This is a genomic window from Brenneria corticis, from assembly GCF_003115855.1.
GTDB lineage: Bacteria > Pseudomonadota > Gammaproteobacteria > Enterobacterales > Enterobacteriaceae > Brenneria > Brenneria corticis.
The window spans coordinates 173,489-187,423 of record NZ_KZ819071.1 but is presented as its reverse complement, the minus strand read 5'-3'; the positions used below and the strand labels follow the sequence as shown (position 1 = coordinate 187,423).

Sequence of the window (13,935 nt, the reverse complement as noted above, 5' to 3'; positions counted from 1 at the left end):
GAACAAAAATAAACATAACCAATTGATTATAAACATTACTCACTCAGACAAGGGATGGAAATAATGACATTCTCCGCTATACGCCATCACAGGCGATCGAAAACGTTCCGATTGAGCACGACGGCGATGCTGGTATCCGGCCTGCTGTTCGGCGCCGACGCCGCCTTTTCCGCCACCGTCTCCTCAACGGATACCCCCTCCGAGGAAGGCAATAACGCCGTGACGTTAAAGGGCATCACGGTCTGGGGACAGGCGCCGACCGAAGACACCGCCTCCTATACCGCGCAGGACGTCACCGTGGCCAGCAAGCTGCCGACGGCGCTGAAAGACATCCCGCAGTCGGTCTCCGTCGTCACCCGCCAGCGCATCGAAGATCAGAACCTCACCACGCTGGACGATGCGCTGCAGCAGGTCACCGGCGTTACCGTCACGCCCAACGACACCGAAACCAGCCAGTACCGCTCCCGCGGCTACAGCCTCAACACCACCATCGACGGCGTTCCGGTTTATAACGGGCTGGGCGGTTCGGAGCAGTTCGATCTGGGCATCTACGACCGGGTGGAGGTGCTGCGCGGCCCGACGGCGCTGCTGAGCGGCAGCGGCGACCCCGGCGGCGTGGTTAACGTCGTCACCAAGAAACCGCGCGACAATTTCGCCGTCAGCGGCGCCCTGAGCGCGGGCAGCTGGGACAACTACCGCAGCGAGATCGACGTCACCGGGCCGCTAAACGACAGCGGCACCCTGCGCGCCCGCGCGGTGGGCATCTGGCAGGATCGCGACTTCTTCTACGACAAGACTCACCAGGAGAAGAAGGTGTTCTACGGCGTGGTGGAATACGATCTGACGCCGGACACCACCCTGTCGCTGACCTTCGCGGACCAGATCAATAATATCGACGCTCCCTATTCCGGCCTGCCCGCCTATGCCACCGGCGAGCTGCTGGACGTCTCCCGCTCGCTCAACCCGAGCCCCGACTGGAGCTGGAGCAACACCCATACCCAGGAGTATGTGGCGGGGCTGGAGCAGCGCTTCCACAACGGCTGGACGCTGACCGGCAAGTTCCGCTATCTGAACAAGGACAAGGCGTATAAGGACACCTTCGTCTCCTCCGGCGTGAATCCGGACACCTATACCATCAACTACTTCTACAACCGTCAGTACGATTACGAGTACCACCGCTACGCGCTGGACGTGTACGCAGGCGGCCCCTTCACCCTGTTCGGCCGCGAACACCAGGCGCTGATCGGCTATAACTACGACGATTTTATCAACGAATACGCCGGCAACCGGCTGGGCGGCAGCCGGGCGACGGATATCAGCCTGTTCGATTCGTCCGCCGTGCGGGAATATGACGTAACGCCGACCAACGGCTCGCGCACCCGCACCATCCAGAGCGGTTTCTACGGCCAGACCCGGCTGAAGCTGCTCGATCCGCTGACCTGGGTGGTCGGCGGGCGCGTCAGCGACTTCAGCATCAGGAGCCGCAATCTCTATCCTTCCACGCCTACCGCATGGAGAAAAGGCTCGTCGGCAAGCGGCGAGGTAACGCCCTACACCGGCCTGATCTACGAACTGACGCCGCAGATCTCCGTTTATGGCAGCTTCTCCGAGATCTTTATTCCGCAGGACGACGAGCGCGCGGACGGCTCGACCCTGGACCCGCGCCAGGGCAAACAGTACGAGACCGGGATCAAGGGCAGCTTCTACGACGGCGCGCTGAACGCCTCGCTGGCGCTGTTCCGCATCACCGACTCCAACCGGGCGTATGAAGATCCGGACAACCCGGACTACTACCTCGCCGCCGGCAAGGTCAGGAGCGAGGGCTGGGAAGCGGAAGTCAGCGGCAGCCCGCTGCCGGGCTGGGATATCACCGCCGGTTACGCTTTCCTGCATACCCGTTATCTGCAAGATGATACCGAGAGCGGCTCCTTCAGCCTGGGCGAGCCCAAGCACAGCTTCAAGCTGTGGAACCACTACCGTTTCGCCGGCGGCGCGCTGGACGGGCTCGGCGTCGGCGGCGGACTTATCGCGGTGAGCTCCTACAGCGGGACGCGGGGCAATTCCGACGATCGCTACCAGGGAGGCTACGCCCTGCTGAACGCGGCGATCAGCTATCCCATCAACAAGAACCTTACCGTATCGCTCAACGGCGAAAACCTGACCGATCGCAAATACTATTCCAGCGTCGGCGGTCTGAACACCTACAACACCTATGGCACGCCCCGTAATTTCACACTCTCGTTGCGTGCGAAATTCTGACCCCGTTGATATGAGGAAATAATGAACAAACCCATATCGACATCCATGCTGCTGGGCGCTTACTGGCGCTCGGAAGAGAAATGGTCGGCCATTGGCCTGCTGGCGCTGGTTATCCTGTTGAAGATGGGTACCGTCTATGCGGCGGTGGGGATCAGCAACTGGCAGCGGAATTTTTTCGATGCGCTGGTGGACCACCGCCGCGAGGCGATCGGGACGCTGATGCTGACGCTGCTGTTGCTGGTCAGTATCGCGGTGCTGGCCAAGGCGTTCAGCGTCTGGTTCAGCCAGCTGCTCACGCTGCGCTGGCGCAGCTGGCTGGTCGATGTGTTTTTACGGCGCTGGCTGCACCAGCGCGCCTACTACCGGTTGGAGAAAAGCGCGCAGGCCGATAACCCGGACCAGCGCATCGCGGAAGACCTGCGCCTGCTGGCGGAAAAGAGCCTGGAGCTGCTGCTGGAACTGATCACCAACGTCGCCAACGCCATCTCGTTTTCGGTGATCCTGTGGGGGCTGTCGGGAACCTTGCCGCTGTCGCTGCTGGGGTTTAACGTCGAGATCCCCGGCTATATGCTGTGGGTGGGCATCGCCTATGCGCTGTTCGGTTCGTTGGTGATGGAAAAGATCGGCCGCCCGCTGGTCGGGCTGGGCTATCAGCAGCAGCGCTATGAGGCGGATTTCCGCTATCAGCTGATGCGCATGCGGGAAAATGCGGAGCAGATCGCGTTCTACCGTGGGGAAGGGGAGGAGAACCGGCGCTTTCGCGCCGCCTTTGGCGCCATTGCGCACAACTGGCGCGGACTGATGCTGTACTCAAAGCGGGTCGCGTTTACCGAGACGCTCTACATCGAGGCGGGCAGTTTCGTCTCTTACCTGTTCACCGTGCCGCGTTATTTCGCCGGTCAGCTAACCATCGGCGGCGTGATGCAGATGAGCACCGGCTTCGCCCGGCTGCGCACCGCGCTTTCCTGGTTTCTGTTCAACTACCAGGATCTGGCGCTGCTGCGCGCCGTGCTGCGACGGCTGCGCGAGTTTGACCAGCTGTTATCTCAGCAGGAGTCCAGCAACATCAGGGTAACGCCGACGGCGGAGCGCACCTTGCGCACTCGCGGTCTATGCTTGCATCTGCCCAACGGCGCGCCGCTGTGCGCCATACCCGATATCGCTATCTCCCCCGGCGAAAGCTGGGTGATCCGCGGTCATTCCGGCAGCGGCAAAAGTACGCTGCTGCGCGCGCTGGCGGGACTGTGGCCCCACGGGCACGGCGAAATCGCCTTTCCCGCCGGCCATACTCTATTCCTGCCGCAAAAGAGTTACCTGCCATCCGGGACGCTGCGGGACATTCTGAGCTATCCGGGCCCCGCTCTTGACGGCGAGCGCTGCCGCGACGCCATGGTACGCGTGCGGCTGGCGCACTACCTGCCGCTGCTGGATAAGACCGACGCCTGGGAAAAACGCTTTTCGCCCGGCGAACAGCAGCGCCTGGCTTTTGCCCGCGTGCTGCTGCAACGCCCCGACTGCGTTTTCCTCGACGAAGCCACTTCCGCGTTGGATCAGGATACCGAAAGCCACCTGTACCAATTGCTACGGGAAACGCTGCCCGAAACCACGGTGATCAGCATTACCCATCACGAAAATCTGGCGCACTGGCACAGCCATACCCTGCCGATCGCGCCCTGCGACCATCCCGGAGATGCCGCGGGCGAGCCCCCGCTTCAACAGGAAGAGACCTTCCCGCAGCGCGATACGCCATCAGAAACCCTCTCAGCCGCCAGGGCGCAACCATGAAGCATTTTTCCTCCACGTCAATAATCGGCGGCAAAGGCGAAAAAATTCTGATAGTCCTGCTGGCGGCGGCGCTGCATGCCCTGGCGATCTATTTACTGATTTCCGCGCCGTTATCAACGCCGGCCATTCCCCAGGCCACCCCCACGGTAACGCTTGAACTGGCGCTGACCGCTGCCGCCGAGCCGACGCCCGCCGCAGCGGCGAAGACCGCTCCTCCTGCCGTCGAGGAGCCGCCGAGAGAGGACGCGTCCCAACCGGCGGCGGACAGTCTGGCAACGGCGCCGCCTGAACCCGTCGCGCCGCCGAAACCGCTGGAAAAGCGCCCGGAACCCAAACGGACCGCAAAGGCCCGCCCCAAGCCGGCGCCGCAACGGACGCCGTCTCCCCCGGCGGACGCCCCCTCGGCTGGCGCGAGCGCAGCCCAAACATCCTCAAACCCGGCGACGGCGGCCGCGCCGACGGGAGTGCTCACGCCCGCCTCCGCCAGCGCCGCCCACTTGAACAACCCGGCCCCACGCTATCCGGCGCTGGCGCTTAAACGCAAGTGGCAGGGAACCGTCACGCTGCGCGTGCGCGTGCTGGCAAACGGTAAACCCGGCGAGATTCAAATTGTAAACAGCAGCCGCTACGACATGCTCGATCAGGCGGCCATCGCCGCGGTTCGCCAGTGGACGTTTGTCCCGGCGCAGCGCGACGGCGCGCCGCAGGATAGCTGGGCCAGCTTTCCCCTGAGTTTTAAATTGCAATAACGCGTTTATACACAACACCGGAGCACATCATGCTATTCGCCCATCAACCCCCTTTTTCCATCGAAACGCTGACGATTTGGTTGCTTATCGCGTTTTCGGTTATCACCTGGTCGTTCGTCATTATCAAAATCACCCAGTTTCACCGGGTAAAACGCCACGATCGCCGATTTTTAGCCGCATTCTGGCACGCCGACTCCCTGCAGGAGGTGCAAAGCCGCCATCATCAGTATGTCGGGGCGGCGGCCAACGTCGCCCAGGCCGGGCTTTCCTCGCTTAATATCGACAGCGAGCTCAACAGAGGGCTGGTGCAAGAGATTGATTTTCAGGATCGCTTCGAGCGCGCCTTGCGGCATCAGATCCTGCGTGAAAGCCGGGCTCTGGAGTCCGGGCTGGCGCTTATCGCCTCCATTGGCTCCATCTCGCCCTTCGTCGGGCTGTTCGGCACCGTCTGGGGCATCATGGACGCGCTGCAAAGCATCAGCAGCGCGGGCAGCGCCAGCCTGGAAACCGTCGCCGGTCCCGTGGGGGCGGCGTTACTGGCCACCGGCATCGGCATCGCCGTCGCCGTACCCGCGGTGCTGGCGTACAACTATTTCCTGCGGCGCGTAAAAAGCACCGTCGCCAAACTGGATGACTTTGCCCACGACTTTTACAACATCGTGCAAAAAAACGGTTTTCGCCTGACCGCAGCGGCGCCGCAGGCCGCAAGCGCTGAACAACGCTAATCAAAAGGAGACGGAAAATGGCTTTTACTCCGCAAAGCACCTCTGAAATTCAGAGTGAAATCAACGTCACCCCGCTGGTGGACGTGATGCTGGTTCTGCTGGTGGTATTTATCGTCACCGCGCCGCTGCTCACCAATACCATCCCCGTCAATTTGCCCAAAACGGCGGCAACGGCGCCGCCGGACGCCCAAAAGCCGCTGGTGGTCAGCATTGACCAGCGCGGTACGCTGTTCGTCGGCGACGAGAGCCTGCCGCTGGAGCAGTTGGAACCCCGCCTTGCCGCCGCCAGAGAAGCGGACGACGCCGTTCAGATACAGCTGCGGGCCAGCGAGGACGTCAGCTACGGTCTGGTGGCAAAATCGCTGGCCAGTATCGAACGCGCGGGCATCAGCAAAGTCGCGGTGATTACCGCTCGCTGAGGGAAAAAATACCCGTACCGCGGAGATTGCCATCGTTGCCGCGTGGATGGCACTTTCTGTTTTTAACTATAAAAACCAGAAATTGAGATTTAAAAAAATCTCGCCGCGCCTGTTATGGTTATCCATTCGATGTTGCGCATTATCACTTTATTTTAATTTTTGGTTATTTTAGTCATAAAGGTACGCTGTTCATGATGAAGGACTCAACGACGACACCGGGTTCGGGAACCCCAGGACAACGCAGCACGTTTCTGCACCGCGCGTGCGCGGCAATCATTACCCTTGCCGCCCTGTTTGCCGGCGGCGCCCACGCGCAGGACACCGCGCCGGAGCAGTTGCGCATCGGCTTTCAAAAAGGGTCCATCCCTCTGGTGCTGGCCAAATCCCATCAATTGCTGGAGAAACGCTTTCCGCAGACCAGGATCAGCTGGATTGAATTTCCGGCCGGTCCGCAAATGCTGGAGGCGCTTAACGTCGGCAGTATCGATCTGGGCAGTACCGGCGATATTCCGCCTATTTTCGCCCAGGCCGCCAGGGCGGATCTGCTGTACGTCGGCGTGGAGCCGCCCAAACCTCTGGTCGAAGTGATCCTGGTGCGCGAAGATAGCCCGATCAACAGCGTCGCCGATCTGAAAGGGCGCAAAATCGCCTTCCAGAAAGGCTCCAGCGCGCACAATACGCTGCTGCAGCTGTTGCAAAAGTCGGGTTTGGCGTTCAGCGATATTAAGCCGATCTACCTCACCCCGGCCGACGCCCGCGCCGCCTTTCAACAAGGCAATGTCGACGCCTGGACCATCTGGGACCCCTATTACTCCGCCGCGCTGGTCGAAGGCGGCGTCCGGGTGCTGGCCGACGGCACCGGCCTGAACAAGACCGGCTCTTTTTACCTGGCCGCCCGCCCCTATACCGAACAAAACGGCGCCTTTATCGGTCAGGTGCTGGAGGTGCTGACCCAGGCCGATGCGCTGACGCAAAGCGATCGCGCCCAGAGCGTCACGCTGCTGGCGAACGCGGTCGGCCTGCCGGAAAAGGTGATTGAGACCGCGCTCAGCCACCGTCCGCCCTCCACCATCAAACCGCTGGATGCCGCCACGATCAAAGCCCAGCAATATACCGCCGATCTGTTTTATGAAAACCGGCTGCTGCCGGTGAAGGTCGATGTCGCGCAACGCGTCTGGCATCCCCATACGCACTAATTCCGGCGATCGCACGCGCTCGTCGCTCAGGAGATAACGCCATGAGCCTTAACGTATTCTGGTTTCTACCCACCCACGGCGACGGCCGCTACCTTGGCAGTTCAGAGGGCGCCCGCCATGTGGATTACAACTATCTGCAACAGGTGGCGCAGGCCGCCGAGCAGCAGGGATTCGGCGGCGTATTGCTGCCCACCGGCCGCTCCTGCGAAGATTCCTGGCTGGTTGCCGCCTCGCTGATCCCGGTGACGCAGCGGCTGAAGTTTCTGGTTGCGCTGCGCCCCGGCGTCATCTCGCCGACCACTGCCGCGCGCCAGGCCGCCACGCTGGACCGGCTGTCGAACGGCCGGGCGCTGTTCAATCTGGTTACCGGCGGCGACCCGGAAGAGCTGGCCGCCGAAGGGCTGTTTCTCGATCATGACGAACGTTACGAGGCGTCCGCCGAATTTACCCATATCTGGCGCCGGCTGCTGGAAGGGGAAACCGTCGACTTTGACGGTAAGCACCTTCAGGTGAAAGGCGCCAAACTGATTTATCCCGCGGTGCAGCAGCCGCGCCCGCCGCTCTATTTCGGCGGTTCGTCCGCGGCGGCGCAGGATCTGGCGGCCGATCAGGTCGATCTCTACCTGACCTGGGGCGAACCGCCCGCGCAGGTGAAGGAAAAGCTGGACGAGGTGCGCGCCAAGGCGCAGGCCAAAGGGCGCCAGGTGCGATTCGGCATCCGCCTGCACGTGATCGTGCGGGAGACCACCGAGGAAGCCTGGCAGGCCGCCGATCGGCTGATCTCACATCTGGACGATGAGACCATCGCCGCCGCGCAGGCCGCCTTTTCCCGCTTCGACTCGGTCGGACAACAGCGAATGGCGGCGCTGCACGGCGGTAAAAAGGACAATCTGGAAATCAGCCCGAACCTGTGGGCCGGGGTGGGACTGGTGCGCGGCGGCGCCGGCACCGCGCTGGTGGGCGACGGCCCGACGGTGGCGGCGCGCATTCAGGAATACGCCGATCTCGGCATCGATACCTTTATCCTTTCCGGCTATCCGCATCTGGAAGAGGCCTACCGGGTCGGCGAACTGCTGTTCCCGCATCTCGATCTGGCGCATCCCACGCCGCTGCGCTCGGTGGAAGCGTCCGGAGAAACCGTCGCCAATCGGTATATTCCGCCGCGGAAAGTGTCGCAGAGCTGAGGCGGGCGCCAGAGCGTTCACCATCACCTCCGCCAACGGCGATAACCAACTGCGCGGCACCGCGGTCATCTATAATTAACGGCTTCGCCGGATAATCAAAAAATTAAACGGACTTTCCCCCAGATGGAGGAAAGTCCGTTTTTTTCGGTCGGGCGTTAGCCTACGCGCTCAACGTCGCCCACCAGGAAGATGTAAGACAATGCCCCTATCAGGGCAACCACGGCAATGTAGGTTAATGCGGGAGCAAAACCATAATCCTGCGCCAGATAGCCGATAATCAGCGGTACGGTAATTCCGCCCAGGCCGCCCACAAAGTTGAATACGCCGCCGGTCAGACCGATCAGCCGAATCGGCGCCAGTGACGACACCAGCGACCAGGTGATGGAGGCAAATCCATTACCAAAGAAGGCGACGGCCATCAGCACCGTGATCCAGATGGGATCGTTGGTGTAGTTGGCCCCCATAATGCAGGTTGAAATCAATAAGCCACAGATAATCGGCGTCTTCCGGGCTAAACCGATCGACTTACCGCGACGCACCAGCCAGTCAGCCACAAATCCCGACAGCAAAACGCCGACGAACGCCGCCAGGAAGGGAACAATCGTCATAAACCCCGCCGTCAGGGCGCTGATCTGTTTTTCCTGCGTCAAATAGTTAGGGAACCAGGTCAGGAAGAACCACAGCGTGGACGTCACGGCAAACTGCCCGATATAGACGCCAACCAGCTTGCGGTTAAATACCAGTTTCCAGTCGGCCGCAGACAACGGCGTGCGGGATTTTTTCTCGGAAGGCGCGTCGCCATCGACGATGCCGCCGCCCGCGGAAATATAGTCCAACTCCGCGCGGTTGATCCCGCGGCTTTTTTTAGGGGGCTGATAAACAAAATGCCAGATTACCGCCCAGACAATACCGATCCCGCCGGTGATAATAAATACCCAATGCCAGCTCAGGAGCTCCTGAACCCAAATTAACAATGGCGTTAAAAATGCCAAACCGACAAACTGCCCGGAAGTATAAAACCCGACGGCAGACGCCCGTTCCTGCTCGGGAAACCAGCTGGTTACCATACGGTTATTGGTGGGAAAGGCCGGCGCTTCAAATAATCCGGTGACCGCCCGTAAACCGATTAAGGAAGCCAGCCCCGTGGCAAACCCCTGTAATAAAGTCGCAATCGACCAACCCATAATGGCGATAAAATATGTCAGCTTTGAGCCCACCCGATCAAGAAACCAGCCTCCCGGTATTTGACATAAAGTATATGTCCAGGCAAACGCAGAAAAAATATAACCCATTTGAGTCTTGCTAATGCCGAACTCTTCCTGAATATGCGCCGAAGCCACAGCCAGGTTCGCCCGGTCAACGTAACAAATCACTACCGTAATAAAAATCATCAGCAATGTGAGATAACGCCGTTTTGTAGGTCGGGCAGTTAATGTCATATCCATCTTATATTCCTGTTATCGCTATTTATTTTGTAACGCTGACGATAGTGATTATCCGTCAGCCATTTTAAAGATATAAACAACACCAGCAGGTGGTTATGCTTTTTACATTACCCTTCGTTTTCCCCGAAATGTGTAATGGACGACCAGTGACAACAGTCCCTTGTGATTCCTGAAAATTTATCTTCTTATGATTTAATAAAACCAATGAGATGAAAGCTTGATAAACGAATTCATCCGCATCATCTATTAATAAACAAGACTTAAAGAGCAGCCCCCTGATTCAGGCCAGTTAAAATTTTTCAGATATAAGAGCCCTCGCAATATATATTGATATATTGAGCAAGATTTAAATTTTAACCGGCGCTAACCTCGGGGGGAGCCGTTCTAAATAATTACCACTCCGCCACCGCGCCATCAGAATAACGCCATACCGGGTTACGCCAGTCAGGGGCATTTTTGCTGCGCTCTATCACCAGTTCTTCATTAATTTCCACTCCCAGCCCTGGTTTATTTAACGGATAAAAATGACCGTCCGTCATGACGAAGTCCTCTTTATTAATCACATAATCCAGCAGCTCCGCGCCCTTATTATAGTGAATACCCATACTCTGTTCCTGGAACACGGCATTGCGGGCGACGAAGTCAATATGTAAACAGGCCGCCAACGCAATCGGACCCAACGGACAATGCGGGGCCAGCGCGACATCGTAAGATTCCGCCATCGCCGCAATCTTGAAGCACTCGGTAATCCCGCCGGCGTGGGATAAATCAGGCTGAATAATCGCCAGCCCGCCGTCCGCCAGGACGCGTTTGAAGTCAAAACGGGAGAACATCCGTTCGCCCGCGGCAATCGGCAGATGCGTCTGCGCCGCCAGGCGCGGATAATACTCCGCCTGCTCGGCCAGCACCGGTTCTTCAATAAACAGCGGGCGATAAGGCTCCAGCTCTTTGATCAGGATTTTCGCCATCGGCGCATCGACGCGGCCGTGGAAATCGAGGCCGAACTCGATACTATTGCCAAACGCTTCGCGAATTTCGGCCACCACCGCCACGGCGGCGTCCACTTTACGTGAGTTATCGATGATGCCCATCTCTTCACAGCCGTTTAACTTGAAGGTATCGAAACCAATTTCAGTCAGCTTTTTAATACCGGCAATGACTTCGGATGGGCGATCGCCGCCGACCCAGCTGTAGGCTTTAATCCTGTCGCGCACCAGACCGCCCAGCAGTTGATAAACCGGAACGCCCAGCACCTTACCCTTGATATCCCATAACGCCTGATCGATACCGGCGATGGCGCTCATCAGAATCGGGCCGCCGCGGTAGAAGCCGGCGCGGTAAAGCACCTGCCAGATATCGTTTATGCGCGCCGGATCCTGACCTATCAGATAATCGGAAAGCTCATGCACGGCGGCCTCCACCGTGCGCGCCCTGCCTTCAATCACCGGTTCGCCCCAGCCGACAACGCCTTCGTCCGTTTCTATCTTCAAAAACATCCAGCGCGGCGGCAGCCGGTAGGTTGTGATTTTAGTAATTTTCATTGAACAGCATCCTTATAGGCTTTAACAAAAGCGTGAGCTTGTTGTGCAGTCACGTCGACGGACTGGCCGGCGCGGTAGAGATCGCTGCCCAGTCCCGCGCCGATACACCCGGCGCCAAGATAATCCGCCAGATTCTCCGGCGTAACGCCCCCGACGGCAAACACCGGGATCGCCGGCGGCAACACGGCTTTCAGCGCCTTGATGTAGCCCGGCCCGAAAGCGACGGAAGGAAATATTTTCAGCGCCTGCGCACCGGCATCCAGCGCGTTAAACGCCTCCGTCGCCGTCGCGCAGCCCGGACAAACCGTCATGCCATAGTCGACCGCACGACGGATCACGGCGGGATTGATGTTGGGCGTCACCACCAGTTTGGCGCCGATCTTATGCAGCTCATTCACCTGCTCCGGCTGCAGCACCGTTCCCGCGCCGATCAGCGCCCGGCCGCCAAAATGTTCAACCGCCAGTTGAATGCTCTGATACGGCTGCGGCGAGTTCAGCGGAATTTCCACCGTGTCGAATCCGGCGTCCAGCAGCGCGGCGACGTGATCCAGCACCTCATCGGGCGTAATGCCGCGCAAAATGGCAATCAAGGGAAGACTAGTATTCCAACTCATTGACAATGCTCCTTATACCTGCCTGAAAAGCCCGATCGCCGTCCAGCGACTGAAAGCGCAGGCCGGCTTTGCGTAAGGCCGGCTGGTAACGCTCGGCGAGCGCCGGGCTACCGATAATGGTCACGCAAGTACCCGCGACGACCTGATATTGACGCTGCATCTGCGCCACCTCATTGCCGATCAGCACCCCGGAAAGCCAGTCGCTGACGGCGCTTTTTTCCAACCGCCCCAGCACGTGCGCCGCACGGGTTTCAAACAGGCAACGAATAATATTTTCCTCGGCGAATCCCTGCTCCAGCCCCTGCTGAAAAGCCTGAGGGGAAGGCCGCTGCTCGCCGATGCCGACGCCGATCAACGACTGCTTTATCAGCAGGTGATGAAGTTCGCCGGTCATCACGGTGCGAAAATCGGTCACGGCGCTGCCATCGGTCAGCACCCACTTCGAATGCGTACCCGGCATCAGATAGAGCGCCGACGGACATTCGCGATAGGCGCCGATCAGCTGCGTTTCCTCTCCGCGCATCACGTTGCAGTTATCTTCCCGCTCAATGCTCAGGCCGGGAACAATCCACGCCGCCAGCGGTTCCGCCGCGTCAACGCGCGTCAAGCGGCGCGCCACCTCCGTCAGCCGGGTCGGGCATGACAGGTAAGGCACCGACAGCCAGCCGGCGTTGCTGCCGATCATCCCGGCCATCACCACCGGCACGTCATGCCGCTGCCAGGGGGCGATAATTTGCTGAAAAACCTGTTGCGGCGTCCGGCCGTTTAAACGCGTTACGCCGGCCTCGGACTGCGTCTTGTCGACGCAGGCGCCGTTCAGGTAAAGCCAGGCGCGCAGATTGGTGGATCCCCAGTCAATCGCGATATAGCTGTCGCTCATGTAATATCCTTTAACCGTTTCGTCGAGCTGGCGATCATCGACAAGGCCGCCCGCTCCGCTGCTTCAACATCCTGATGCCGGATGGCATCGTAGAGATCCTGGTGTTCGCGCAATGTGCGCGGCATGTTGTCGACGTCCGGCATGTAGGTACGTTCAAAAACCGCGCGTTGCAGCGAACTGATTGCCACGCTGAGCTGCTGTAAAACCGGGTTATGCACCGCCGCCAGCACCGCTTCATGAAAGCGGATGTCCGCCTCGTTGAACGCATCGCGATCCTGGTGATGGGCGATCATGTCGTTCAGCGCGGACTCAATCACCGCCAGCTCGCTCGAGGTCGCCCGTTCGGCGGCCCAGCGGGCGATCGTCGGTTCAACCAGATTACGCACCTCGCTCATGGCGCCGATCAGCCGCGGGTCATAATCGCTGGCTAACACCCATTGCAGAACCTCGGTATCCAGATAGTTCCACTGGCTGCGCGGCGCCACAAACGCGCCGCGATAGCGCTTCACGTCCACCAGCCGCTTCGCCATCAGCGCCCTGAGCACTTCCCGAATGATATTGCGCGACGTCTGAAACTCTTCGCACAGTTCCGTTTCAGCCGGCAACGGCGTTCCCGGCGCATACTTTCCCCCGACAATCTGCTGACCAACGACCAGAATGATGCGGTCGGTTTTGCTTAGTTCGTGCTTATTCATCGTCACCTCAACGGAATGGAAACAGGTAGCCAGTAATGCCCTTACTTTACCTGCCGCGCCGTTGGGCGTCCTCGAAGTGTTGCACAATAACCGCCAAATTTGCTTCTGCCTGAGATTGATTGTAGTACCATTTATATATTTAGTACTACAATCCGGATCACAAAACGGACAATTTCACAAACTGGCAATAATTTATTAAGGAAGATGGCTACAAGACGGGGATAGTGAGGGAACGGGGTGACGACCGCTGTTTGCAAAGCGCTTTGTACTATGCCGTTCGGCGCACGGCCATACGTTGAAAAAACGGAGATAATCTCCGTTCAGACCATTGACAAAGTAAACATCTATAATACCGACCCCAAATCCATCATTCCTCTACGGGGGGGAAAGCGGAGAGAGGTCTTCACTGCTGGCGCTGCGTTGCCAGAGATGCCCGCCTGCGC

13 protein-coding genes are annotated in these 13,935 nt (G+C 59.2%); 8 read left to right on the top strand and 5 right to left on the bottom strand.

Annotated features, from left to right (window positions below; all coding sequences use genetic code 11):
• The first annotated feature begins 63 nt into the window (after positions 1-63).
• The 8 genes from DDT56_RS00935 (at position 64) to DDT56_RS24705 (ending at position 8,396) form a co-directional block, all read left to right on the top strand.
• Positions 64-2,259: a TonB-dependent siderophore receptor gene (locus DDT56_RS00935; RefSeq protein ID WP_168197545.1), complete on the top strand. Its 2,196-nt coding sequence runs from the start codon at positions 64-66 to the stop codon at positions 2,257-2,259.
• 21 nt (positions 2,260-2,280) lie between these two features.
• Positions 2,281-4,044, top strand: a complete 1,764-nt coding sequence (locus DDT56_RS00930) for an ABC transporter ATP-binding protein/permease (protein ID WP_210416950.1) — start codon at positions 2,281-2,283, stop codon at positions 4,042-4,044.
• Positions 4,041-4,793 (top strand): energy transducer TonB, encoded by a 753-nt coding sequence (locus tag DDT56_RS00925; RefSeq protein ID WP_136164635.1) that lies wholly within the window; start codon positions 4,041-4,043, stop codon positions 4,791-4,793. The genes DDT56_RS00930 and DDT56_RS00925 overlap by 4 nt, the downstream gene beginning before the upstream one ends.
• A 29-nt stretch (positions 4,794-4,822) precedes the next feature.
• Positions 4,823-5,518, top strand: a complete 696-nt coding sequence (locus DDT56_RS00920; protein ID WP_136164634.1) for a MotA/TolQ/ExbB proton channel family protein — start codon at positions 4,823-4,825, stop codon at positions 5,516-5,518.
• Positions 5,519-5,535: 17 nt separating this feature from the next.
• A complete protein-coding gene (locus DDT56_RS00915) occupies positions 5,536-5,937 on the top strand; it encodes an ExbD/TolR family protein (RefSeq protein WP_136164633.1) in 402 nt (133 codons plus the stop codon).
• A gap of 191 nt (positions 5,938-6,128) precedes the next feature.
• Entirely contained in the window at positions 6,129-7,133 is a 1,005-nt protein-coding gene (locus tag DDT56_RS00910; protein ID WP_246856692.1) for a sulfonate ABC transporter substrate-binding protein, read from the top strand.
• 41 nt (positions 7,134-7,174) lie between these two features.
• Positions 7,175-8,317 (top strand): FMNH2-dependent alkanesulfonate monooxygenase, encoded by a 1,143-nt coding sequence (gene ssuD, locus DDT56_RS00905; protein ID WP_136164632.1) that lies wholly within the window; start codon positions 7,175-7,177, stop codon positions 8,315-8,317.
• Positions 8,280-8,396, top strand: a complete 117-nt coding sequence (locus DDT56_RS24705) for a YdgH/BhsA/McbA-like domain containing protein (RefSeq protein WP_246856699.1) — start codon at positions 8,280-8,282, stop codon at positions 8,394-8,396. The genes ssuD and DDT56_RS24705 overlap by 38 nt, the downstream gene beginning before the upstream one ends.
• 76 nt (positions 8,397-8,472) lie before the next feature.
• Here DDT56_RS24705 and DDT56_RS00895 read toward each other — a convergent pair whose 3' ends face one another.
• The 5 genes from DDT56_RS00895 to DDT56_RS00875 all read right to left on the bottom strand — a co-directional run bounded on the left by DDT56_RS00895 (position 8,473) and on the right by DDT56_RS00875 (position 13,492).
• Positions 8,473-9,762: an MFS transporter gene (locus DDT56_RS00895; protein WP_136164631.1), complete on the bottom strand. Its 1,290-nt coding sequence runs from the start codon at positions 9,760-9,762 to the stop codon at positions 8,473-8,475.
• Between the two features lie 392 nt (positions 9,763-10,154).
• Complete coding sequence (dgoD, locus tag DDT56_RS00890; protein ID WP_136164630.1) at positions 10,155-11,303, bottom strand: galactonate dehydratase; 1,149 nt, start codon at positions 11,301-11,303, stop codon at positions 10,155-10,157.
• A complete protein-coding gene (locus DDT56_RS00885; protein ID WP_136164629.1) occupies positions 11,300-11,917 on the bottom strand; it encodes a 2-dehydro-3-deoxy-6-phosphogalactonate aldolase in 618 nt (205 codons plus the stop codon). The genes dgoD and DDT56_RS00885 overlap by 4 nt, the downstream gene beginning before the upstream one ends.
• A complete protein-coding gene (locus DDT56_RS00880; RefSeq protein WP_136164628.1) occupies positions 11,901-12,797 on the bottom strand; it encodes a 2-dehydro-3-deoxygalactonokinase in 897 nt (298 codons plus the stop codon). Before DDT56_RS00880 ends, DDT56_RS00885 begins: the two co-directional genes overlap by 17 nt.
• Positions 12,794-13,492: a FadR/GntR family transcriptional regulator gene (locus tag DDT56_RS00875; RefSeq protein WP_136164627.1), complete on the bottom strand. Its 699-nt coding sequence runs from the start codon at positions 13,490-13,492 to the stop codon at positions 12,794-12,796. Before DDT56_RS00875 ends, DDT56_RS00880 begins: the two co-directional genes overlap by 4 nt.
• Positions 13,493-13,935: the final 443 nt, after the last annotated feature.

Bases quoted from the DNA above. Each gene is read 5' to 3' on its own strand.
- DDT56_RS00935 (WP_168197545.1), top strand. From the start codon at position 64: ATGACATTCTCCGCTATACGCCATCACAGGCGATCGAAAACGTTCCGA.
- DDT56_RS00930 (WP_210416950.1), top strand. From the start codon at position 2,281: ATGAACAAACCCATATCGACATCCATGCTGCTGGGCGCTTACTGGCGC.
- DDT56_RS00925 (WP_136164635.1), top strand. From the start codon at position 4,041: ATGAAGCATTTTTCCTCCACGTCAATAATCGGCGGCAAAGGCGAAAAA.
- DDT56_RS00920 (WP_136164634.1), top strand. From the start codon at position 4,823: ATGCTATTCGCCCATCAACCCCCTTTTTCCATCGAAACGCTGACGATT.
- DDT56_RS00915 (WP_136164633.1), top strand. From the start codon at position 5,536: ATGGCTTTTACTCCGCAAAGCACCTCTGAAATTCAGAGTGAAATCAAC.
- DDT56_RS00910 (WP_246856692.1), top strand. From the start codon at position 6,129: ATGATGAAGGACTCAACGACGACACCGGGTTCGGGAACCCCAGGACAA.
- ssuD (WP_136164632.1), top strand. From the start codon at position 7,175: ATGAGCCTTAACGTATTCTGGTTTCTACCCACCCACGGCGACGGCCGC.
- DDT56_RS00895 (WP_136164631.1), bottom strand. From the start codon at position 9,762: ATGGATATGACATTAACTGCCCGACCTACAAAACGGCGTTATCTCACA.
- dgoD (WP_136164630.1), bottom strand. From the start codon at position 11,303: ATGAAAATTACTAAAATCACAACCTACCGGCTGCCGCCGCGCTGGATG.
- DDT56_RS00885 (WP_136164629.1), bottom strand. From the start codon at position 11,917: ATGAGTTGGAATACTAGTCTTCCCTTGATTGCCATTTTGCGCGGCATT.
- DDT56_RS00880 (WP_136164628.1), bottom strand. From the start codon at position 12,797: ATGAGCGACAGCTATATCGCGATTGACTGGGGATCCACCAATCTGCGC.
- DDT56_RS00875 (WP_136164627.1), bottom strand. From the start codon at position 13,492: ATGAATAAGCACGAACTAAGCAAAACCGACCGCATCATTCTGGTCGTT.